The sequence below is a fragment of the Cupriavidus sp. SZY C1 genome, from assembly GCF_032190535.1.
Taxonomy (GTDB): Bacteria; Pseudomonadota; Gammaproteobacteria; order Burkholderiales; family Burkholderiaceae; genus Cupriavidus; species Cupriavidus pauculus_C.
Map to the genome: position 1 here is coordinate 89,081 of NZ_JAUANU010000009.1, position 21,355 is coordinate 110,435.

At 61.5% G+C, this 21,355-nt stretch carries 29 protein-coding genes; 2 read left to right on the plus strand and 27 right to left on the minus strand.

Going from position 1 to position 21,355, the window contains the following annotated elements:
- Positions 1–19 precede the first annotated feature (19 nt).
- The gene (locus QTN24_RS15425) at positions 20–1,024 is read right to left on the minus strand and encodes a P63C domain-containing protein (RefSeq protein ID WP_313838007.1); all 1,005 of its coding nucleotides are present in this window, start codon (positions 1,022–1,024) and stop codon (positions 20–22) included.
- Positions 1,025–1,932: 908 nt separating this feature from the next.
- Between QTN24_RS15425 and QTN24_RS15430 the strand changes: the two genes are divergently transcribed.
- Positions 1,933–2,763, plus strand: coding sequence for a hypothetical protein (locus tag QTN24_RS15430; protein WP_313838009.1), 831 nt, complete (start codon positions 1,933–1,935; stop codon positions 2,761–2,763).
- A gap of 256 nt (positions 2,764–3,019) precedes the next feature.
- On the opposite strand, the gene QTN24_RS15435 is transcribed toward QTN24_RS15430, so the two are convergent.
- The 9 genes from QTN24_RS15435 to QTN24_RS15475 all read right to left on the minus strand — a co-directional run bounded on the left by QTN24_RS15435 (position 3,020) and on the right by QTN24_RS15475 (position 8,457).
- Positions 3,020–3,367 (minus strand): hypothetical protein, encoded by a 348-nt coding sequence (locus QTN24_RS15435; RefSeq protein WP_313838010.1) that lies wholly within the window; start codon positions 3,365–3,367, stop codon positions 3,020–3,022.
- 20 nt (positions 3,368–3,387) lie between these two features.
- The gene (locus QTN24_RS15440; RefSeq protein ID WP_313838012.1) at positions 3,388–3,555 is read right to left on the minus strand and encodes a hypothetical protein; all 168 of its coding nucleotides are present in this window, start codon (positions 3,553–3,555) and stop codon (positions 3,388–3,390) included.
- Positions 3,552–4,058, minus strand: coding sequence for a glycoside hydrolase family protein (locus QTN24_RS15445; protein ID WP_313838014.1), 507 nt, complete (start codon positions 4,056–4,058; stop codon positions 3,552–3,554). The genes QTN24_RS15440 and QTN24_RS15445 overlap by 4 nt, the downstream gene beginning before the upstream one ends.
- Entirely contained in the window at positions 4,051–4,257 is a 207-nt protein-coding gene (locus tag QTN24_RS15450; protein ID WP_313838016.1) for a hypothetical protein, read from the minus strand. Before QTN24_RS15450 ends, QTN24_RS15445 begins: the two co-directional genes overlap by 8 nt.
- A 239-nt stretch (positions 4,258–4,496) precedes the next feature.
- Complete coding sequence (locus QTN24_RS15455; RefSeq protein ID WP_313838017.1) at positions 4,497–5,495, minus strand: hypothetical protein; 999 nt, start codon at positions 5,493–5,495, stop codon at positions 4,497–4,499.
- 8 nt (positions 5,496–5,503) lie between these two features.
- On the minus strand, positions 5,504–6,166 hold the full coding sequence (locus QTN24_RS15460) for a DUF2612 domain-containing protein (protein ID WP_313838018.1): 663 nt from the start codon (positions 6,164–6,166) through the stop codon (positions 5,504–5,506).
- Between the two features lies 1 nt (position 6,167).
- On the minus strand, positions 6,168–7,349 hold the full coding sequence (locus tag QTN24_RS15465) for a baseplate J/gp47 family protein (protein ID WP_313838020.1): 1,182 nt from the start codon (positions 7,347–7,349) through the stop codon (positions 6,168–6,170).
- A complete protein-coding gene (locus tag QTN24_RS15470; protein ID WP_313838022.1) occupies positions 7,349–7,702 on the minus strand; it encodes a hypothetical protein in 354 nt (117 codons plus the stop codon). The genes QTN24_RS15465 and QTN24_RS15470 overlap by 1 nt, the downstream gene beginning before the upstream one ends.
- Before the next feature lie 8 nt (positions 7,703–7,710).
- Positions 7,711–8,457 (minus strand): Gp138 family membrane-puncturing spike protein, encoded by a 747-nt coding sequence (locus QTN24_RS15475; protein ID WP_313838024.1) that lies wholly within the window; start codon positions 8,455–8,457, stop codon positions 7,711–7,713.
- Between the two features lie 11 nt (positions 8,458–8,468).
- Here QTN24_RS15475 and QTN24_RS15480 point away from each other — a divergent pair, with 11 nt between their 5' ends.
- Positions 8,469–8,840, plus strand: coding sequence for a hypothetical protein (locus QTN24_RS15480; RefSeq protein WP_313838026.1), 372 nt, complete (start codon positions 8,469–8,471; stop codon positions 8,838–8,840).
- On the opposite strand, the gene QTN24_RS15485 is transcribed toward QTN24_RS15480, so the two are convergent.
- The 17 genes from QTN24_RS15485 to QTN24_RS15565 all read right to left on the minus strand — a co-directional run bounded on the left by QTN24_RS15485 (position 8,841) and on the right by QTN24_RS15565 (position 21,324).
- On the minus strand, positions 8,841–9,806 hold the full coding sequence (locus QTN24_RS15485) for a phage protein (protein ID WP_313838028.1): 966 nt from the start codon (positions 9,804–9,806) through the stop codon (positions 8,841–8,843).
- A 206-nt stretch (positions 9,807–10,012) separates the two neighbouring features.
- On the minus strand, positions 10,013–10,513 hold the full coding sequence (locus QTN24_RS15490) for a hypothetical protein (protein WP_313838030.1): 501 nt from the start codon (positions 10,511–10,513) through the stop codon (positions 10,013–10,015).
- Positions 10,514–10,528: 15 nt separating this feature from the next.
- Positions 10,529–10,843, minus strand: a complete 315-nt coding sequence (locus tag QTN24_RS15495; protein ID WP_313838032.1) for a phage baseplate plug protein — start codon at positions 10,841–10,843, stop codon at positions 10,529–10,531.
- Positions 10,843–11,421 (minus strand): phage baseplate protein, encoded by a 579-nt coding sequence (locus QTN24_RS15500; RefSeq protein WP_313838034.1) that lies wholly within the window; start codon positions 11,419–11,421, stop codon positions 10,843–10,845. The genes QTN24_RS15495 and QTN24_RS15500 overlap by 1 nt, the downstream gene beginning before the upstream one ends.
- Complete coding sequence (locus QTN24_RS15505) at positions 11,418–13,139, minus strand: phage tail tip lysozyme (RefSeq protein WP_313838036.1); 1,722 nt, start codon at positions 13,137–13,139, stop codon at positions 11,418–11,420. The genes QTN24_RS15500 and QTN24_RS15505 overlap by 4 nt, the downstream gene beginning before the upstream one ends.
- Positions 13,114–13,287, minus strand: a complete 174-nt coding sequence (locus tag QTN24_RS15510) for a DUF6889 family protein (RefSeq protein ID WP_313838038.1) — start codon at positions 13,285–13,287, stop codon at positions 13,114–13,116. Before QTN24_RS15510 ends, QTN24_RS15505 begins: the two co-directional genes overlap by 26 nt.
- Positions 13,288–13,316: 29 nt before the next feature.
- Positions 13,317–13,820 (minus strand): phage tail assembly chaperone, encoded by a 504-nt coding sequence (locus tag QTN24_RS15515; RefSeq protein WP_313838040.1) that lies wholly within the window; start codon positions 13,818–13,820, stop codon positions 13,317–13,319.
- Positions 13,821–13,822: 2 nt separating this feature from the next.
- The gene (locus QTN24_RS15520) at positions 13,823–14,269 is read right to left on the minus strand and encodes a phage protein (protein ID WP_313838042.1); all 447 of its coding nucleotides are present in this window, start codon (positions 14,267–14,269) and stop codon (positions 13,823–13,825) included.
- 15 nt (positions 14,270–14,284) lie between these two features.
- Complete coding sequence (locus QTN24_RS15525; RefSeq protein WP_313838043.1) at positions 14,285–15,760, minus strand: DUF3383 domain-containing protein; 1,476 nt, start codon at positions 15,758–15,760, stop codon at positions 14,285–14,287.
- A 10-nt stretch (positions 15,761–15,770) separates the two neighbouring features.
- Positions 15,771–16,361: an LIC_12616 family protein gene (locus tag QTN24_RS15530; protein ID WP_313838045.1), complete on the minus strand. Its 591-nt coding sequence runs from the start codon at positions 16,359–16,361 to the stop codon at positions 15,771–15,773.
- 3 nt (positions 16,362–16,364) lie between these two features.
- Positions 16,365–16,736, minus strand: coding sequence for a hypothetical protein (locus QTN24_RS15535; RefSeq protein ID WP_313838047.1), 372 nt, complete (start codon positions 16,734–16,736; stop codon positions 16,365–16,367).
- A 2-nt stretch (positions 16,737–16,738) separates the two neighbouring features.
- Positions 16,739–17,278, minus strand: coding sequence for a hypothetical protein (locus QTN24_RS15540; RefSeq protein WP_313838049.1), 540 nt, complete (start codon positions 17,276–17,278; stop codon positions 16,739–16,741).
- A gap of 25 nt (positions 17,279–17,303) precedes the next feature.
- Positions 17,304–17,687, minus strand: a complete 384-nt coding sequence (locus QTN24_RS15545; RefSeq protein ID WP_313838051.1) for a DUF4054 domain-containing protein — start codon at positions 17,685–17,687, stop codon at positions 17,304–17,306.
- Between the two features lie 45 nt (positions 17,688–17,732).
- Positions 17,733–18,182 (minus strand): hypothetical protein, encoded by a 450-nt coding sequence (locus QTN24_RS15550; protein WP_313838053.1) that lies wholly within the window; start codon positions 18,180–18,182, stop codon positions 17,733–17,735.
- A 10-nt stretch (positions 18,183–18,192) separates the two neighbouring features.
- Entirely contained in the window at positions 18,193–19,287 is a 1,095-nt protein-coding gene (locus QTN24_RS15555) for a DUF2184 domain-containing protein (protein WP_313838055.1), read from the minus strand.
- 69 nt (positions 19,288–19,356) lie between these two features.
- Positions 19,357–19,860, minus strand: coding sequence for a hypothetical protein (locus QTN24_RS15560; RefSeq protein WP_313838056.1), 504 nt, complete (start codon positions 19,858–19,860; stop codon positions 19,357–19,359).
- Positions 19,861–19,869: 9 nt separating this feature from the next.
- Positions 19,870–21,324 (minus strand): DUF2213 domain-containing protein, encoded by a 1,455-nt coding sequence (locus QTN24_RS15565; protein WP_313838057.1) that lies wholly within the window; start codon positions 21,322–21,324, stop codon positions 19,870–19,872.
- Positions 21,325–21,355 lie beyond the last annotated feature (31 nt).

Here is a 21,355-nt window from a genome sequence, read left to right on the forward strand (position 1 = left end):
CAAGAGATGAGCACGATAGTCACGTTTCCCCAAAGTCAAAGCTTGACTGACCGTAGATCTTTTCGGCAATGAATTTTTCGTACTGCTCACGACTTTCAGAAACCATTGCTATACCGGCTATCTTGCCCACTTGTGTCCTCAGAGCCTTCACGCCAACCTCAGAAAGAAACTGGTGAATTTTATTGTTTTTGTCCCCAAATTCTTGTTTGTTGGATCGCGCGAGAGCGAAAACCTTCCCATTGCTCTTCGCAAGAGGCTTATATATGTGATCAATAGTTAGATACCGGAACTCCCAAGGCCTGCCGCGCTCCGGCTTCGCCAAGCCATACAATCTGTACCATTGCTCGTACAACTCCATGGGGAATTCACGTTCGTATTCGCGCGCCTCCTCCATGACATAAAACTTATACGCGGCAATGACCTCTTCTTTTGTCTGGTCGTAGCCCGCCAATGCGTAGACAAGGCCTTGGATTCCAGCTTTTGCAGAAGCGCCTGTAACAATCGATGCCTGCTGGACGATCTTTTCGTAACGCTTCCCCAGCCGACCCGCTGAGTTTGCAGCGGTGATCGCATTGCATAAATCGATCAGCAGCCCAGCCTCAAAGCCCTTGATGTTTGAGGGAGGCTGTTCCGCCCCGCCGACACCCCATTGAAAAATAAGGGGATTTCGCAGTTTATGAAGTAGCTCGGCCCCGGCGAATCCCGCCATGGTTTCACTGCCCGCAAACCGCTCCAAGACATTGCCACGCGGAGATATTCCCAGCACTCTAGCCATACCCGACTGACTAATCACGGCAGTCTTGGCCTCATCGTTGAGGACATAACAGTCCACATCGATGCCGAAGTTCTCTTTGAAGTTTCCGGTGTGGGTCGCTTTAATGGGCTTTGCTCCCCACCGAGCCAAGGCAGCCTTCTTGGCGATATCCCGGCGCTGCTCATCCGACAGCGATTGCGCCCTTGCGACCCCCCCTTTAGCTTTTCCTTCGGCCTTCTGAGCCTGGGGCACTTCCTTCTTCCCAGCCATGCAAGCACTCCGCGAAACAATATGCTTGCATACTATCCTACCGGACTCGTTTTTTGCAAGCATAAAATACCCTGTACATGCTTGCACGACGCTACCATGCCGGAGGGAGCTAGGGTGGCCTTCGTAACAAGGATGGCCGGGTAGAAGCGTCCTGCGCATTAGGCACTGGCGATCCTCCGCGGTAATTTGTATATTTTCTTCCTCAATGAACGCCCACCCGGCTGTGCTCACATCGTCATGTTGATCACGCTCCATCGCAGCGGACATCGCGCGCTTTTCGTCCGAGTTGGTACCAATTTGGCTACGCTCCCCTCTCACGTCATCGAGTGGCTAGGGCCCATCGAAACATCGGCAGACGCTCAACTAGACGTCGACACCCCCATGCTGGGTCTGATGCCGTCCGCCGTCATGAACGATATTGAGGCCCACGGGTATTGCGCGTTGGACGCCCCTAGCGGGGCGCCAGCGTAGGACAGATCCGGGAACAGGAACTTACATTCAGCCACGACCCATCCGGGCCGCGGCTTTTTGTACCCCGAGCGATTTAAGCGGTAGTTTTCACCCTTTCGGGCGATGCACCAAGCGGCTTCCCCGTGACATCCTCTGACCTGCCGGGAAACCGGCGGCTACTTCCTAAATCGTTGAAGCCACGGCTATGGCGGCCGTGGCGTTTTTTTTGGGACCGGGTGCGGATAAATGGGAGACGAAGTCGCCCGTGCTCCACCAAACCTGTCGCAACGTCGACATCAGAGTCAAATTACCCAGACATGTCAAATTCGTTCCGCATAGCAAAATCCCCACAAAAGTAGGGAACGATTCGTCGCAGTTGGTTGTATATTCGAGGGTCCGCCGTTCCTTGTCTTGAGACATTTTGGCAAGGCGAATCTTCACGGACCCAGCCGAGAGAAATGAAGTCGAGTATTCGCGTTGCAGCGTTCCTTACAGTCATCGCCATAGCTGCCGCAGCCTGTGGCGCCTTCATATCAACCACGTTTGCGCCCCGTTGGCAGGCTACCGTTCTTGTCGGCATCGGCCAAATGGGGATTGGAAGGGACCGTCGCCTGACTGATCCAGGTGCGTTGGTCCAGCGCGTCAATTTCAAAGGTTTCGCGCAACAGGCGCTGAAAGCGGCCGGGCTACCCCCGGATTCCAGCGTCGATATGTCGGCTCTCCCGATGAGTACGCTGAAGGCAACGGTAGCGCGTGGGGGCGACCATTTCGTCGAACTCAGCGTAGAAGCTCGATCCCGTGACCAAGCAATGAAAGTTGCCGAGGCCGCATTGGGCATCCTGCAAGCAGAACATGCTCAGATTCTTCAGCCCGGAAAAGCGCGGCTTGAGAAGAGCCTCGCGGACACCAACAAGTCGATTGACTCCTTGACCCGTGAACGCACGCTTATCTTGGAACGGATCCAGAGCAACGGGGACTCGGCAGCCAAGAAGTTCTCTGAGAACGTGATGCTCTCCGAGGCGATTCGATCCAGCGACACGGAACTGCGCGTACTGCGCGAAATGCAACGCTCCCTGGAAGAACAACTGGACCCGTCACGCACGTTTAACACACGAGCGGTTGCTCCTATCTACGCACCTGAGCGCCCCATCAAGCCCAAGAAGCTGGTGGGCGCGCTGATTGGACTGTGTTTTGGTCTCCTTCTCGATTTTGCCCTTCTGATTTCTATCAACACGGGCTTTCGTCGCCAGTTCAATGCGTTCACCGGGCTGGCGCCCGCCGCACGCTAAGTCCTACGGAATTTCGGCGTGCCGCCGATAACAAAGGTTCGCCGCTGTGAAAGATCACAGCGTTCACACGGCGAGGCGGCGCCCCGCACGTCTCGCCGTCTTTTTCGGCTACCGAGGCCACGCCTCTACGGTCAGGCGATGCCGGGCGGCGCAGTCACCTAGCGCTTTGAGGACATCGCCCATCACCCATTCCTGCCAAGCGTCATAGTCGGCCGCCGCCGGCGCGTCCGGGATCCGGCATGGCGCGGCCAATGCACTATCGAGCGGCGGCGGCCTGCTTGGCCGCATCGACGGCGTCGGATAGCTTGCGCACCCGGAAATCATCAGGGCGGCAATCCACGGGCAGAGGCTTTTTCGCATTTCGGAATTCCTTCACGGCCTGATCGACCTTGGCGGCAAGCGCGGCTTGGCTGGCGTTGAACTCGTCGGCCTTGGACCGGATGGTCTGACTGGCCGCGCCAAGGTCCTCGATCGCCTTGTTGGCGCCAGCGAGGTCCGCTTGAGCGCTGGCCGCCTTCATCCGGTCAATTTCGGCGTCCTTGCGCCACCCGTTCGTTACCCAGCCGGCGGCAAAGATGGCAGCGACCAAGGCGACGGCAGCCACTACTCGGTAGATCGGGGCCCTCACTTCGTCACCGCCTTCTGCGCAACGTTGCCTGCGATGTAGGCAGCGACGACGCTGCCTACAGTCGCGCCCCACACCGCGGCATCGATTGTGCCGACCAGCAGCATGCCGTCGGCGGACACGATGACCAGCAACGCAGTCAGGAACTTGCGGCTTCCGTATCTCATTGGGACTCCAGGCATTTGCGGTTGCGATCCAGTTGGCGAGTCCATACGCCATAACAGCGCTTGTTCCCCGGCGTCGAGCAGTCGTACCCGGCCGAGTACTTGTAGAGCAGCAACGCATTGCACGCGCCCACATAGTCACCCATCAGCAAGTCCCTGCGCATGCTGGACGCCCGCCAATTCCCGATACCAAATTGACCGACGAAGTCCATGTAGACGTCGAATTCCTCCTGGTGAAGCTTTACGCCTGGCAGGCTTGCAACAAAGCGCTTCTCGTCAGCCGTCATCAGATTTCTGGCGAGTATCGCCGCCCGCTCCCGCGTAATCGTGTCGTCCATTCGAACCGGCCGACCATCCTCGTACCGGGTCGATCCATGGCCGATTGTCGGGACGTCTCCCTTCGTTGGAATGACGGCGTGGTCGGTGAAACCTTCGGATGCCTGCCAGCCGGCGAAGCCCGCCGCCGACATCGTTAGCGCTGCGACCGCAATCCGCTGCTTAAGCATCGGGTGCCTCCGCATCCGGCCCGCGCCGCAGCCAGGGGCGGACGGCCTTCCAGATGAAATTCCCGATCAGCAGCAGCACATAAAAGGCCGTCAGCCAGCTGGCCCAGTCTTGCACGCTATAGCCCATGAAGGTCATCACGGTTACAGGCGCCGCAGGCGCGAGCTTCACTGCTTCGTTTGCCATGTCGGCCTCGTTCATTAATTTCCCCGGAGAAAATGAAAAAGCCCGCCAAAGCGGGCCAAAGTTTGTTGTGGACGGGTTAAGTCGCGACGATCTTAGGGTCATGGCGGTCATACACCGCCATGACTGCGTCCTTTTGCTCCGTGGTAATCGATGGCGCGAACGCAATGCTGCCATCGTCCCCCCAAGAGAACGGAAGGCCCATCAGTCCCGCTTCCTTCAGTTCTTCGGAAAACGTCGGTCCAATTGATTTCATATCAGCCCCTGATATTTGCTGTTAGCGTCGGGTATTGGCCCAGCCAGGTTGCTGTGAACCCTGCCGTCGCCGCACCGTATGCCGTCAAATAGTGATAGCCCTCGGTGGGCGTCAACGCACCCATGGCGCTAACGTTCTGAGGCGTGTTAACGGCCGTGACGTTGACAACCATGTTGAACGGTGCAGGCGTGATACCGTCCAAGCCAACCGAACTCGAGAACGAGCCAGACGTCGTGTTCTGGGAAGCGGACGCGAGAAAGGTCACATAGGTGCTTTCGTCTCCCCAGTTAAGAAACTCGGCGCGTTCAGTAGGACTCAACTCGACAGGCGTCGTGCTTGTTGTCGAACGGTTGACATTGAAGGTATTGGTCGCCGCAATCGATCGCCGGTTGAACCAGTTGAGGCAGAACCTCTGGGTGGCCGAGTCAACGAACTGGCTTGAAGCATTCGTGCGCACCATGCCGACTAACGTACGTGTAGGATCCCCGGTCTTCTGCTCAACGCCCGCCGTCCCGGTCGAATGCCCTGTACTCGAGAGCTCCAAAGCCATGACCCCCGCGTTCATGTAGGAGTAGGCGTAGTACAAGGTGCCGGCAGCTAATCCTGCGTTGCTGACGCTCACACCCACACCGGGGACCTGTTGCGGCAGTCCGTTGATGATCAGACCATTGCCGTTGTAGGGGGAGAGCTTGAGTTGAGTGCCGCTAACGACGGACAGCCTGCATTGGCCATGCTGAAGTCGCACCGCAGCCTTTAGGTTTGCCAATAGGGTTGCCGTCGTCCCGTCATCCACTGCGTCTTGGCCAGTTTGGTCCGAGATGAACTGTGCGAGCACCGCAGCCATGATGCTCGACTGACGCCAGACCTTGTTGAGCTGGGCTGATTGCGCGACGCCCGACGAGAAGCCAGCCGTTCGGGCGGTCAAGCCAGAATAGGTGACTTGCGGGATGACGTTGGCGCCAGCACCGCCGCCAAACACTAGGAAGTCATTTGTTGCCATTGTGTTCCTTACAGTGGTGTTCCCCATGCGCCGGTGTCAAAGCCGGCGACGAGATCGTTGCTCATGTCGAAGCCGAAGATCGGTTCACCATCCAGGGATGTGACGATTACGATGTTGATGCCTACGCCTTCTGGCTTGAGAGGGATGGTCCCGTTCGCCAGCAGACCTAGGAACACCGCAGACGGGACGTCCCCAGAGATGCCGATGGTCATCGACATGTCCTGGTTGTCCTGGATGAAGACGGAGGTGCCACCGCCGAAGATCGAGTCCAGGATGGCCTTCGACGATCCGAGTGTGCCGTCCCAGTGGTTCGCGCCAATCTTTGCGCGGATGACCAGCCGGTATGTGTCGTCGTCTAGCCGCGTCAGCCCGGTGTCAGGATCGAATGGGCCCTTCCAATTGCCCTGGTCGAAGCCAAGCCCTGCGGTGTCGAACGAAAAGTAGACACTGGTCAGAGGCACCGGCACGTTGCGCGAGATGCCAACCCACCGGCCAACATCATCAAGCTGCGCACCCACCGCGGCATCGAGGTCAAACTTTCCCGGCATGCTGCCAAGCAGGTTCTGCAGCTCGACCATCGGCTGCGCCAGCGCTTCGACCACGGCCATGAAGGCTGGCTGCTGGTTGTGCTCGCTTGTGACGCGGCCGGTGTACTTGGTGATGTCTGCCATATCAGGTCACCGTCAGGGTCACCGCCGCCGGCGTGCACCCGGCCACTTGGCTGAATCCCAAGGCCACGTCAGGCCCGCCCGCCCCGCCTGGCCCGGTCAATGTCAGAGCCGTAAGCTTGAAGGCGGTGCCACCCCCGACGCTGTTGGCCGCCGTGATCGAGTCGGCCCATTCGACGCTGCCCGACTCTCCGCCACCGATGGCTACGCCATTAACGTAGTCGGAGACCGCTTGCTTGATCGCATCGCCGACCGCGGTGGTATAAGCGGTCAGAGCTTTAAGGCTTACAGCTACCGTGATAGCCGCCGTCGAGGGTCGGAAGAATCGGATGGTGATCGGTCGCCCGTAGATGTCCTGCACGGAAACAGCCGTCGTGCCGTAGGTTGGCGACCCAGGCGTCTTCTTCTTGGCAATCGCGTTTGCGATATCGGTGGAATCACCGCCTTCCACCACCAGAGAAATCGAGTGCGGCGGCAAACCATTCGCATCCGTCGTGGCCGAGTCGTTCTCGTATGCGCGCACTCGGGTCACGCCCGCCACGTTCCACACTGTCCCGATGATGCCGTCCAGCACCGTCAGTGATGGGAGCGCTGTGGATACGGTCTGCCGCTGCCTTAGTGCTGCGTCCTTCTCTACTGGCGAGCCCTCCGCGGCGTCATCCGGATTCGTCACCGTCTGCCAACCGAGCGTCGGCGTGCCGATCTGGCTGATCGTGCCCGCAGCTGCGCTGATGGCGCCGATTGAAATGCACGTCGCGGTGACGGTGATCTGGCCAGAAGGCGGAATCGTCACGGTCGCCGGCAGCGTCCACTTGTTCTTGTTCGCGTCCGTGGCGACGCCATTGGTAATGGTCGTACCGGCCTGGCCGACGATCAGCAGGTCGACTGTAGAGAACGATGCGGCCTTTCGCCCAATGCCGTTGATCTTGACGTTGCTCGACAGTGCATCGTCTTGCGCGGTGGCCGGGCTGAAGGAACGGTAGATTGCCACGGCAACGGCATTGGCATCGTTGATAGAGTCGGCGAACACAGCCAGCAACTGGCCGTCTTGGCTATCTTCCTCCAGATACGTGTCCGGCCCATAAATGCCGCGGAATTTTCCCTTCAGATAGTCGAGGACATCAGCATAGGTCGGCGCGGTGATGCCGCTGGCATCGATTGTGGGTGCGGTCGTGGTGATGGCCATTACAGAGTCGCCTCAACGGTGGTGGGGCCGTAGATGGTGTTGATCCTCGCGACCACGCTCAGGTGCCGCTTCTCGGTGTCGACGGTGCCGGAGTACTCGACAATTTCCCTCACGCCTTGCGTGCCCAGGATGCGCTGGCGGATAGCGGCGTCGTAGGTACCGTTGGTGTACTTTCCCAGCACCTCGGTACTCCATGGCGTGCCAGCCGTCTTGTCGAGGAACCATTCCCCGCGCAACAAGCGCAGCCGCGTGAGCACAGCCTGGGCCACCGCCTCGGGGACGTCCTTGTAGAAATCGGCCTGCTGCCCACCGAAGACATAGTCACCAGTGCCGGATAGCTTTCGGTACCGCATGGAGATCCTTAGTTCACGTTGCCGCTGCTGCCGCTGCCGGGCTGCACGCCGTTGTGGGTGTGGGTGTCATCTACGCGCTTTCCATTCGCGGTGATTTGCCCAATGACATTCAGTACGCCATTGAAGACGGCTGCCGCCCCGCTAACCGCGCTTCCGACCAGGCCGCCCACAAACGTCAACAGCCCCGTGATCGTCACTGCTGCCGAGAAGGTCGACAGGGGTGCGACCACGTCGAATCCACCAGGCGCGACGATCTTGACCTTCTGCAGCGTTGGATTCATCTCGATATAGGTCGTGCCGGACTCAGATCGCAGTTGCGTGGCCGTGGTGCTCACATTCGGCAGCGCCCGGGGCTTCGACCGGAATCCAAGGAGCACGAACCCGTCCGACAGGTCGTGCATCCTCTGCTCGGCCTGTTCCTGAACACCGCCGGACTGCCACCAAGCGTCAATGCACCGACTGGAGAACACCACCAGGCACTCGTCTCCTGGAGAAACCGGGAAGGTGAGACTACAATTTCCGCCAGATGGGAACTGCACAGGGCAATCGCCCAAGAGCGGAAGCGCAACTGAAACGACCGCGCCGTCCTTCTGCCGGACATTTGCCTTGATTGCTGGCTGAACCCGGCAGGTCATCTCGTCCGGGTCAAAAGATTGGATGATTCCCGGAATGGCGGTCCAGATGTCTGCTCGCAGCCCATGGAATGCAACGCGAAGCGCGACCTCGGGTTCGCCGATTCTCTCTAGTCTGTTCATTGGATTCCAGAATGAAGAAGCTGCCCCTACTTCTCGCACTTTTTGCCAATGCGGTACTCGCGCAAACGGCATATGTCACACCGCCTGGAACACGAAAGGAAGGAGATACGATCGACCGGTCTCATTTCATCTACGTCCTGCACGAATCAGAGCCATGCGGCTTGCCCATCGTGAACGCCAGGCACATGCGTAAAGCTGAGATCTACAACACCAGGAAGCCAGACATTGGATGCTGGGGTGGCACCCTTTCAGCCAGCAAAGGGAGCGTCGTGATCATCGGACCGCAGGGAAACACTTCCGCTCGCAACCTTGTTGATTTCTCCAAAGTCAACTTCCGGCCCGACGGCAGTGTCGTAATCATCGAAGGATGGCCTGGACTGTGATCAACCCCACGGCTTGATCACACCCTCCGGCGGCACTACCTGCCTGTCCGTAAAGTTCTGGACGCCCGCTGTCACGTCCGCCGCCAGGCATACGACTTCGGTGTAGAACTCATTCCCGCGCGTATCGCCGCTGTGGTTGGCCAGCATCACGTAGTAGTACCCGTCATCCTGGAGCCGGTTCCCCTCTGCGATAAATGCCTCGTCGGCCTGCTGCCCAACCGCTAGGCTTCTCTCCCGCTGCTGAACGCTGCGATTGTCGATCTTGATCAGCGATCCGATTTTGACATTGGGATTGAGCAGCATCTTGATAGTGATGCCGTTCTGTGTCTGCTCTGGTAATCCCACCATTCCGGTCTCTGAGGTGATCACCGGAATGTCCCCCGGCATATAGGATGTCTCCGGGATATTGACGACCTTGCCGTCCTGAATGCTCCAGACAGTTTGGGCGGTCCTCGCGGTCTTAGCGAGGAAATCGCGCACCATCCCAAACATGACCTTTTCCCGAGGCAGAGGGTTGGTCGGCAGGGGTGGCGTGTATCCTTGAGTCACGCCGTACGGATTCATTGCCGTACACGCCGCCGCGATGTGATCGGACAGAGTCGATCCCGCGGCCAACGTCATGTTGAGCACAGCGAAGTTGTACGCTGAGTCGCCATCGGCTGCCGTTATGTCCAGGTAGGTGTCGGTTTGGCTCTCACGACCGCGGCGAACCTGCTTGATCGTACCGTCGAAGATGATGCCGTAGTTACCTTGATACCCGGCCTGCAGAACGACCCGGCTGTACTCGTACTCGATACGCTGCGTGGTGTTTTCGGAAAGGTTGTAGACACGGAAACGCGCTGAGTTCGGCGTCTGCGTGTCGCCACGGCGCACGTCAAAAACGATCCGGAGGTGCGACAGATCAAGGGCAGATCCGGCGTCGCGCCCAATGATCAGCGAGACCTTGCGGCCGTATTGCTGGGTCATATCGCCACCAATGAAAAAGCCCCGCCGAGGCGGGGCTGCGTCTGACTCTGGTATGTTTACCGGCTCCTACACCTGAACAACCAGAGTCACCATGACGACGTCTAATAATAAGCCAAAAGTCCCGGACCCGACGACCCCAGTGTACCGAACCCCGACTCGGGACGCGAACATCCGACAGAAGCGGAGGCCGTCTGAGCCGGGAACGGTTAGGCGCCAACCGTCCACCAACCAACCCACAAAGCCAAAGCGGTAGCGACCGGGCTGAGTGCCGCTGCCATACGCAGCCGGTTCAACCACCAGACGACGCGTCCATTCTCTTTTCCGACGGCCGCTATCCGACGCTGGAATCCATCCAGCTCGGATTCGATCACATCGAGATACGCAAACTGGGGCATGTAAAGGTTGCTCGGTTCATTAAACACCGGGGGAATCGCCCGAATCATCAGGCACTTCCCAACGAGCAGCACACTTAACACTAAGAACCAAACTGTGAAGAACGCACAGCCCGCCGCCTGCCATTTCCACTCGCCAGCCTCCAGCAGTTTCAATGCATAGGCGATTCCACCGCCCATTGCTGCCAGAAAAATCGTCAGCGTTGTGGAGGCTTCTTTAGCGATGACATCCGCGCTCGCGTGATGCCCTTTCAGGCTTTCAATTGCAGCCTTTTCGGCCCAGAGCAGCAGTTCCTTGCGGTTCGTGTCGTCCATTGATTGTCTTTCAGCTTAGTCGGTCACCCAGTATAAGTGCGACCCGATGCCGAGGTCTTCAAACGTCGGAACGTCATCGGGGTCGGCCGCGCCCTGCACCCAGAGCCGCCCGCCAAATCCCAGATGTCGATACTGGCCCAGCAGGTCCACACCGGTCACCAGCAAGATGCCGCTCACGATCGGCAGGTTGGTCGCGTCGGCCACGTCCAGCACCCAGCCGGCGCCGCCGGCGTCGCGGTATTGCACCGTCATCCGGTATTCAACGCCGCTGAGCGTCACCGTGAACCGCTGCGGATCTGGCGTCAGAGGGATCTCGTAGAAGGTGGGCATTACATGCTCGTCGGTGGCGCCGATCCGCCCGGCGCCGGCGTGGCCGGCATCGCAGCCTTGGTGCCGGCATTCTGGGTCTCGGCCGTGGCCTGGGGATCGGCTTGGTTTTCCTTCGGCGGCAGCGTTGTCGCCTTCGTCTGCACGATCCGGATCTGCTTCAGCGTGGCAGTAACGCTAAGAGCCTCGCCAGTTTTCTGATCTTTAACAACGCGCAGCGACTTGAACAGCATGTCGTGATACACACGCGTCGATGTCACCACATCAAAGGGCTGGCGCGTCTCCTGCAGCGCGATCAGCTGCGAGTACACCGTGCTGATGTAGTCGTTAGACGGCAGGCCGCCCCCGGTGAAAATCGATTCCAGGGTGCCAATGAGTGCGGCCAGATCGGCGTTGGACCAACTGCACTGGATCGTTACCTCCGGCTGCAGCTTGAACGCGTGATCGTTGATCTGCGCCCCCTTCTCCACCGGGTGCTCGGTAATCTGCAGTTCGTCCTGGTGGGCTTCCTCAAGCGTGCAGCCAATCTTCACTGGCCCGATGGTCTTAGGCACGAAGGTGATGATGTCGAGGAAGCTCACGAGATTGCCCCTTGCATGTTGCGCACGATTTCGTCGTTCACCTGCCGCTGGCCGTCATTTACAGCCCGGCCGGCGGCCGCCGGGTCAGACACTCCGTACAGGTTGATAGTCGTCTCCTGCTTCAGGTCGACCGCAGCACGGCCGCGAAGTGCGGCTTCCCGGGCCTTGTCCGCCTCTTCCTTGCCCGGCCGTTCGTAGTAGCGAGAAACGATCTCGCCAGCCTGTTGGGCATTCTGCGCGGCGCGTAACAACTGGCCGGCGCGTTGCTCGGCGCCCCGCGTCAGTTCGTAGTTCACGAACTGCAGTTGCTCCATCAGGGACGAATCCCGGATGTCCTTTCCGGACCATGCTTTGAAGTTCGCTTGGCGGTCAGGGTGCCACTGGGCGACACCGTAAGCTTGCCCGTTGTCGCCCACGGCGCGGTGATTCAAGCCGGCGGTGCTCTCGCGCTGCAAATTGGCAACGATGCCAGCGGCCTGGTCATGGGACCAGCCTAGTCGCTGGAAAAACGATACGGCGTCGACGCCGGCATTTCCCGTACCAGCCGGCTGGCCGGCCGCCGCGCGCCTGCGGGCCAGCTCGGCGTCCTCGCCGTTGTTCAGGCCGCCACTATGGAACATGAGCGCCGCAGCGCCACCGATCCGAGCCGCCCACGGCAGGAAGCGCGCCAGCCAACCGGCGCCAGCCGCTGCCGCGCCCCCCGCGCCGGCGGCCCCTCCGGCAGCCGAAGCGCCGCCGGCCGCCGCTGCCGCCGCATTTGCTGCGCCTAGCGCGCGCACTGCCGCGACCATCTTCCAGATGCCGCTGACGATCTTGAAACCGCCCAGCGCCCCAAAGGCGCCGACAAGCAGCATGATCTTCGTCGACCATCCGTCCGTCGCCTGATCAAGCTCGATGAATTTGTCGGCCAGCCAGGACAGCGGAGGCCCAAGCGCGGCGGCAGCAGCAAGGATAGCGCTGGCGATCTCCGCCACCCGCTCGGAGATCTCGCCGGAATGATCTTCGAACCACTTTTGGAACCGCGCGAGCTGCGGCCCGACCCTGCGCAGCAGCGCGCCCTCAACCTTGATCGCGAAGTTCTCGAAGGTCGTGCCCAGCCCGCGGAGGGCGACCATGAAGGCATGCGCGTCCTCGGCGGCCTTGTCCAGCCCGTTGCGCCGGGACATCTCCCGGTACTGCTGCATGAACTTGGCAAAGTCGCCGTCACGCATCGCCAGCAGAAGGTTCTCGTCGATGCCGAGGATCTTGCCGTACTGGCTGGACAGCCACGTCGGCCGTTTGGCAAGTTCCGTGCCGATGTCGGCAAGGATGTCGACTGTGTCGCGCAGTTCGCCATTGGCGTTGCGCGTCTGCACACCGATGGAGGCCAGATAGCCCTCGCCCGCCGGGTTATTCCGCAGGAATTTCGCCAGGCTTTCCACCGCGCCGAAGGCGGTCTCTGTCGAGATACCCAGATTCCGGGCGGCAAAGTCGAACGCCTTCAGACTGTTGGCCGCCGCACCGGTGCGTTTGGAGACGAAGTACAAGTTCTCCAGTTTCGACGCCAGCGCCGACACGCCGACGCTGACGGCCAGGGCCGAGGCCGAGATGGTCGTCACCAGTTGCTTGACGCCCTTGGTGGCCTGCTCGACGCCGTCGTTGAACTTCTTCAGGCCCTTCTCGTCGACCTTGAATCCCAAGGCGACGAGGAACTCACGGATTACGGTGCTTTGGGCCATTGCTCTGCTGTTCCAAGATGCGGCGTGCGGCCGCCTGGTTGTCGGCCCGGACGGCCAGCGCGTCATTCATCAGCGCGATGTCTTCCAGCCCGAGCGTGCCGTCGACAAGGGACTCGTACTTGCACAAGCCCTCGAGAACCGGCGCCATCAGCCAGTCCTCGCCACCCGGCAAGTGCCTTAGCCAGCCTGTCCCGACTGATCCGGGTTGCTCGGCAGGCTGGTAAGCAACCCTTGAATAAAAGGGCCGAGGTTGGCCACGATGACCTGCACCACCAGCGGCAGAATCACCGCCATGTCCATGTCCTGGAACATGAGCGTCTTCTGCTCGGGCGACACGACGCGCGCCCAGCCAGTGGGCTGCTGCCGCTGGACGGCGGTCAGGCAGTTATCTATGACGTAATCGGCATCGGCATCGTTCATGGCCGCCAGCGCGTCAGCGAAGGGCTGCAGCGACTCGCCGAGGTCCGAAAGGTCTCCCGCCATCAACATCTTCGCCTTGTCCGCGCCAGATGCATCGGACGCCTCAGCGCCGCTGGCCTTAAGCTTCTCGGCCAGCTTCAGGAATGCCGGAATCATGGGCGGGATCACCGGCGCGATACGGCGCGACACGTGCAGTTGTTGCTTTGCGGTCAGCCGCCCGATGGAATACTGGGCGCCGTTAAGTTCGATTTCACGGCCCATGATTAGTACGTCCCCAGCATGCCTTCGATTCGGCCAGCGTCGAATACCCATTCGACGGTGCCGCCCTCGGTGGCGTAGGTCAGATCCGGCACCTTCTTGAAGGCGCAGAAGATGCCAGCGATCGCATCGTTCGCAACGGACTGGGTCACGGTGATGACGTTCTTGCCCCACAGCCGACTGTCGAGCTTCTGGGCGTTGTACAGCGCCATCAGCGTCCGGTTGATCGGCGCGGTCTTCAGGTACCGCAGCGTGATCTGGCCCGAGCTGTCCGCGCGCAGGCTGTGCTGGACGCTGCCGTCCGAACCCACCGTCATGGCGTTCTTGTCGTTGGCCATAGCCACGGTGATGCCTTCTTCAGCCGTCGCCTCACCGTAGCCGAGCGAGAACGACCCGCCCGGCCCGGCGATGGATGCCTGGACATCAATAAACGAATAGGTTCCGCCTTGCATGGTCTCTTTCCCCTATCAGCGGTTCACGTTGACCAGGATGTCAACGGTATGGATGGCGCCGGCTTCCTTCGCCGCGACCTGGAATGCGACCGACTTGCGAGCTTCGCGGTCGGCCTGCGACTGCAGCGCGATCGGCGGCGCGTAGACGTAGTAGCCCTTGGCAAGCGTGTCGCCCTGCTTCAGCGCGCCGAAGCCGCCGGCATTCCAGACACCGGGGGCCAGGTAGCCATTGTTCACCGCAGCCGCGCATGCCGCCTCGATCGTCGTTGCGATCAGCGCATTACCGGCGTCGGTCTGCGGCACCTTCGTCGTGCTCTGGTACAGCAGGTTGTAGACGTCGGTCTGGATGCGGTTGCGGAACCAGATCGAGTTGTAGACCGAGTCGATGAAGATGCCGCTCGGCGTCACGCCGTACTGCACGATCGCCGTTTCGTTGTCGTACTCGACGAACACGTTGCCGCGCTTGTCTTGCAACACGTTGGCCTGGCTGCTCGACAGGGTCTCGGGCACGATGCCCGGCTCCTGCTTGTACATTAGGGTGATCGTCGTGTTGTTGCCGTTGAAATCCGTAGTCAGCAGACGTCCGAACATCGAGGCGGCAGCATATGGGCTGGTGCTCGAATACTGCGCGAACGAGTACTTGTAGCTCTTGGCCTTGAAGCGCGACAGCAGGTCGGTCGTCGCAGTGCCGTCCAGCGCCTGCGGTTCCTGCGTGGTGGCACCGTAGATGTGGCGCTGATCCGCCTCGATCAGGTCGGCCACCGCCACGTGCTGGTCATTCGTCACCGACGTATCGGCGAACTGGATGCCGAGGAACTTGTTGGCGAAGCGGTCCAGGAAGATGTTCACGCACGTGTCGGGCGCCTCGGCCACGATACCGTCGACCGGCACTGACGCCAGGCCGCTGGTCAGGCCCAGCATGGTCGAGATGTCGGTACCGGAACCGGTCGGCGTGGCATAGCTCACCTTCGACGCGGTGCCGGTAGTCGGCGACGTGATGACGAACTGCGTGCCGTTCCACACGCAGCTCGCACCGGCCAGTGCGGTCTGGATGATCGTTGCCACGCCGTTCAGGTTTGTGACACCCGAGAAGTCCAGTGCCGACAGCGTCTTCACCGTGGCGTCGATCGTGACCTTGAACGAGCCGGCCGTGACCGCCTTCCAGACGGTGATGTCCTTCTGGGCAGCGGACAGGGCTGCGCCCCGGATCGAGCCTGACGTTGCCGACTTGGCCCAGCGGCCGATCTTCAGCTCGGAAGGCTGAGGCGTCTGCTGGAAGTACAGCAGCGCGGCTAGGTATTCCGGGGCGGTGTTGCCGAACTCGCTGCCTACGGCATCGATGGTGCCGTAGGTGCGCATGCGCTCGTTGGTGTCGATCACCGGCGAAGCGCCAAGGATCAACTCCGTATTGAGGTTGGCGCCCTGTGCCGCCAGAGGCGACATGTTGATGGTGACGTCGATCAGCCGCGATACCGGCAGTCCGTTGGACATGGTCATTCCTCTACTGGTGAATGTTGGTCGTTGCGGCCACCGGCGGCACCGAATCGGTGGTGCTCTGCACTTCGGCGGACAACAGGTTGAGGACCGGATAGGTCCGGGTGATCTTGCGGCGCAGGGTCAGCGTCAGGTCGTACCGCCGGGTCCACTGTTGGTTGATGAGCGCTGGCGCGGGCTGTATCTCGCTCGCACGGACAAACTTCATGCCGTTGAGCGCCATTTGCTCGCTGTTTTGAGGAATAGCCATGCCGTCGGCCAGGCGCTGGGCGTACCCCTTCGCGGCCGGACCATAGAACGAGCACAGCAGGTCGATCTGCTGGTGCCGGATGTACTCGTCGCTGCCGTCACCATCGCCGTCGTGCTGGATCGCCGGGCCGGCGTCATTCGCCTGCAAGGTGATTCCCAGCGCACACCAGTTGACTGCCGGCTCGGGTTGCTTCGGCACAGTCGGCTGCCAGCGCGGGCGCACCATCTCACCTGGCAGGCTGCTCACGCCGGCGACCAGTTCCTGCAGCAGGTTGTCGAGCTCGTCGTCTTCGACGGGCACCGGCGCCGTCGGCGCAAGGTAGCCGCCGGTGGCGCTGGTGTTTGCCATGGATTACCCCGAAAGCGGTTTCAGATCGCAGACAGCGGCTACGAAGCCGCGGCCGAAATGGCTGTAGTCATTGACGCTGACCACGGTGTAGGTCCGGCCCTGCCAGATCACCTCGTCTGCATCCTGGCCGGGGCTGCCGTCCTTCAACCGAAACGGTGTATGCAGCGTGATCGACCCGGTGATGAGGCTGCCGTCCGAGCCACGCTGCAGGATGTCGCCCTTGTCGCTGGTGACCACTGCGGCGAACGGCGCGGCCGTGGCCGTGTTCTGTGCGCGGCCGTGCCCGTCGAACGTCTGCACCATCCGATTGCACACCAGGCCGGTGTCCATGAAATCCGGGTCGAGCAGCACGTCGGCGACGTCGAGTAGTGCCATGGTCACTTCCGGTTGCGAAGCACGTAGGTAATAGAGTTGCGGTACTGGGCGGTGTCGACCAAGGGCTTGGCCAGCTCGGTGCTGGCTTGCTGGCCGGCGGCGCGGGATGCCAACTCTTCCTTCGCCCCTTTCCTGCCACGCCGCGCGCGGTTGCGTAGCGTGGCCTCGCTCAGGGCCGGGCCGATGCCGCTGTTGATCAGCGCTCGAACCGAGGACTGGGCTGCAAGCCCGGCCATGCTCATGCGCCGCTTGGCGCCGTCAAGGTCGCCGTCCAACGCCGCCTCGATACCCTTCTGCAGCAGCGGCAGGGTCTTCGGCTGCGCCGCGGCGACGCCTGGCACCAGATGGGGGCGCGCTGGGAGGTTGATCTCCGGCGCCCCATTTTCCTGGATGTATCCGATTTCCGCGTTGCTGAGCGGCGCGCCCTCGTCCTTGCGACCGGCAGTGCTGTCGGGAACCCCTACCAGCACCTGCTTATCGACGAGCCCGCTGATCGACCCGAGAACTTCCTTCAGTCGATCCGTCCTGATGAAACCAGCCATTGAGCGCCCCTGCGAGCGCCGATGGCTAGAATTGCAAAGGCCCGGCGCCGATGGATTTGGAAAGAGTGACGAAGCGCACGCCGTAGGAAGTCAGGTTCCAAAAGCCCGCGCCATCGATGGTCGCAGCACCGGTGTCATAACTGGCGCTGACCTTATCGACAGACTTCGACGACTGGGGCCCGGTCATCTGACCAGGCACGCCACCCACCTCTGCCGCCTGCACGTCGCGCGCCCCAAGCACCAAGTGGTGTGCGGCGACTAGTCCGAGGGCGAGGTCCATCAGCGGCCCCCAGCGTTCGCCGTTGACGAGATGACCCGCGACCGAGAGCCACAGCGCGACTTGGGTGTCGGAGTACTTCGTCGGGTCGGCGAACTCCGGGAAGTCGTTGCGGAACTTTGCGACGTCCATATGGATCCTGTGGGCGAGATGCCCCTTAGGGGGGCATCATACCCCTCATTTCCCTTGGCGGCGGCCTTGCTGATTGGCGTCCTTGCCAGCTGCTTCGGCCGCCTTTTCACGATTGGCGATGGCCACCTCACGCCCGTCCAGCACTTCGGCACGAGCGTTCAGGTCCGCTTCGCGCTGATCGGCGGCCTTCTCGCGCTCCGAAAGCGCTAGAGCCTTGGCATTCTGCTCTTCCCGGATGCTCCCCAGAATGCCTTGGCTATCCTGCAGCGCCTTCTCACGCTCGTCCAGCGCCTTGGCCTTGGCTTCCAGCTCCGCGAGCAGTTCGTCGGCCGCAGCCTCGGCGCCCGGGTCAACGGTAGGGGCCTCGCCGGTATGCAGCTTCACGTACCAGTGGTCTACCAACTCGCGCGGAACCTCTTCCCCGGCAACGAACTTGCGGACGTTGCCGTTGTCCTCGGTGAGCGAGAACGCGGTGTGAACGTGGTTTTTCGCCATGTCCACCCCCTTAGATGCCGTCGCGGTAGGCGAGCGTCACGCCGTAGCGGAACTCGACCTGGCCGAGACGAGACCAGTAGGTGGTGATCTGGAACAGCGAGCGATACTCCAGCGGGGTGCGCTGCAGCTCGGTCATCGGGTACTGGACATACTTCTTGTCCTTGCTGTACGCGACCATGCGGTCGACGGTACCCAGTTGACCTTGCGTGCCGCCGGCGCCCGCACCGATCAGCCACTTCAGCGGAAGGATTTCCAGCTTGGTCCCGCTACGCGAGCTGATGTTGTTCTCCAGCACGTAGGTCAGGATCGACATGTTGCCAGCCGAACTGACCTTCGCCGAGGCGATGTAGCCGTACTGCGCCGGCGGCAGCAGCAAGCGGTTGGGCATGGCCTTCCAGCCCGATGCCGCCCAGGCAGCGGTCAGCGTGTCGTTGACGTCCTTCAGGATCTCGTCGGCCGTCTTGGTCGTCCACTGGGGGGTGCCGGCAGCACCGTTGGCGACGTTGCTCACGCTGCCAACAGCCGATGCCGAGTTGATCAGCCCCGTGAAGGACATCGTCGGGTCGCCGATGTAGACGATCTGGTCGATGTCCATATTGCGCTTGAGGTTCATCGCCTCGACCTTCTGCGCATCGATCGGCATGCCCAGTTTCTGGCTCTTGACCAGTTCGGGCACGGTGTACTTCACTTCCGAGCCCCACAGGCGCATGGGTTGGCCAGTCTTGCCGATGTCCACGGACGGGCCGGAAATCGCGTTGCCCTCGTTGCTGATCCAGTTCAGCCCCCCGGCAGTGATACCGCCCGGCGACGCGAAGGTCGAGTTGGTGAACGAGGCGATCTCGTCGGCAGCGGACACGTCAGTACGCAGATCGATGTCTCGCGACCAGGTGAACTCGACCAGCGGCTCGTTCAGGGTCTGGTCCAGACGTTCCAGCTGGCCCACGAGAAAAGCACCGGTCGAATCGACGGTGGCCTGGTCGTAGGTGTACTGCTGATCCTGCGTGCGCGCGAGGATACGGCGGGGAGAGGCGGCAGCGACCAAGGCGGCCGCTACGGCTGTCCCGACGATCCCAGCCCGACGCTTGTGATTCAGATTGGCTTGCATTCGATGCTCTCCTAGAAGCAGAAAGCCCGCCTCTTGGGCGGGCTCAGGATTGCGCGGTTAGGCGCCGGGTCAGATGTTGAAGGCGATTTCCACCGCCCCGTATGCATCCTTGGGGCCGGTGAAGTAGGCATTCGTCAGCGCAACGGTGTTGGTGCTGTCCGCAGCGGCTTCCACGCCACCGATGGGCTTTCCGGCGCTGGCGGCGGCCACACGAACGTACACCACGCCATTCTTGGCCGCATCGGCCGTCCCGCCGAGGTTAGCCATGATGTAGCCACGCTTCAGGATGTCGGTCACACCCGAGGTCGGCGGGGTCGAGGTGCCCAGCGGATCGGTGCCGTTGCCCTGAATCGGGTACGCACGGATGTTGAAGCCGTACACCGACGCTGCGGTGTCGGCCGCATTGTTGATCGGCTGGATCTTGCCACCGACCATCTTGACCGGCACACCGAAGGAAGTCGGAGGCGTCGCGGCGTCAATGATCTGCGTCTCGATGGTGGCGATCTCGGCGCGCTGCAGGTCGCCGGCGAACCCCGCCGGCATGCGGTATTGGAATGCTTGGTACGAGGGCATGTCAGCTCCTTACTTGCGGTTGGCCCAGAAATCAGCGTTGCGTTTGTTCTGAGCTTCGGCCCAGTTTTCGCCGCCGCCGTCGTTGGTCTGCGTCTTGTGCGAGTTGGCGGTCAGGAGATTCTTCTGCTTCACCACTTCGGACGCGGCCATGAACATCGTCTTGACCGAGTCGCAGGTCATCTGGCTGATGTCCTGCCCGCCGGTGATGGACTTGACCAGGCCGGCGTTATCGCTATCGCCCGCCGCACGCAGCGCACGACGGCGGAGCACGCACAGGGAGTCGCTGGTCTTCTTGGCGGTCGCCTTGCTGTCGAAGGTCGGCAGCTTCACGCCCGGCGCGAGAATTTCGGCGCGCGACATAGCGTCTTGGAACTCGTCGCGGAAAGCGGTGGAGTCGCCGGTCTTCATCTGGCCCGCGTCGTCGTCCGGATCTGCGTCGCCGGTCTTGCTCGGATCGTCGTCCGCGTCACCGCCCGGATCGGCATCGGCGGTGGTCGTGCCGGCCTCGAGCTTGGTCACGCGATCGGCGATCGCGGTCACAGCGTCCGTCAGGCCCTTGAGGGCCGTCAGCACTTCTGCCATCGGGCCGGCCGGGGGATCACCCGCCGGGGAATCGGCATCACCGGTAGCGCCGGCCGGCGGCGTTCCCGAACCCGGCACATGGATATGGATCTGCGGCAGGCCGGAGCCTGCCTCGTCCTCGTCGCCGGTCATCTCGTTCGCGACCTGCTCGAATGCGTCCGAGTCGCGGGTCATGAACGCCTTGCGCAGTTTCGCGAGCAGCGTCGATTGCTCGGGCTTCTTCGTTGCCATACTGAAATCTCCTGTCGGGAGTAGGTTGGAGAGGCTATCCCCGATGGAACACACGGGGCCACAGCGGGCGTTTTTCACCAGGGCGACGTGGTTGCCCACGATCGTTGCCTGTCGCGCCCGCCCAGGCGCAATTTGTTCGTACTCGGCGTCGTAGCCGTTACTGACCTGCGTGAGCGCGTCCGCGCCCTTGCTCTGCACACGGCGGATTGCCTCGGCGTCGGTGATGAGCAGGTCGGCAAGCATCAAATCGGCCTGCGCACCTTCGCCGCGGCGCACATTTCGCACCGTGCCGCGCGCGACGGACATGTAGTTCGCCGGGGTCACGAAATCCGGCGGGTGGTCGATCGTGACCGGCTTGCCCTCGAAACTGGCCAGCGTCTCTGCGCTAAACAGGACGTCAGCCGTGCGCTCGGCAACGATGACGCCGTCTTTCGCCTCAAGCGTCGGCAGTTCGAAGTACGCGTAGTCCTGCGAACCGACGCGCGCGATCGGCACCTCCTCGCAAAGCAGGAAGCCTTCGGGCGTGATCGATTGCCGCGTGCCGATCTGCTCGGCAGAGAGCACGCCGGACGCGGTGATGCCGTCCCGGGTATGCGCGCGAGCGTGCGGAGCCGAGTCGCACCCGCATTTCCCCGATTTGTGATGTTCCATACGGTCTAGTCGCGAAAATGCAGCAGGAATA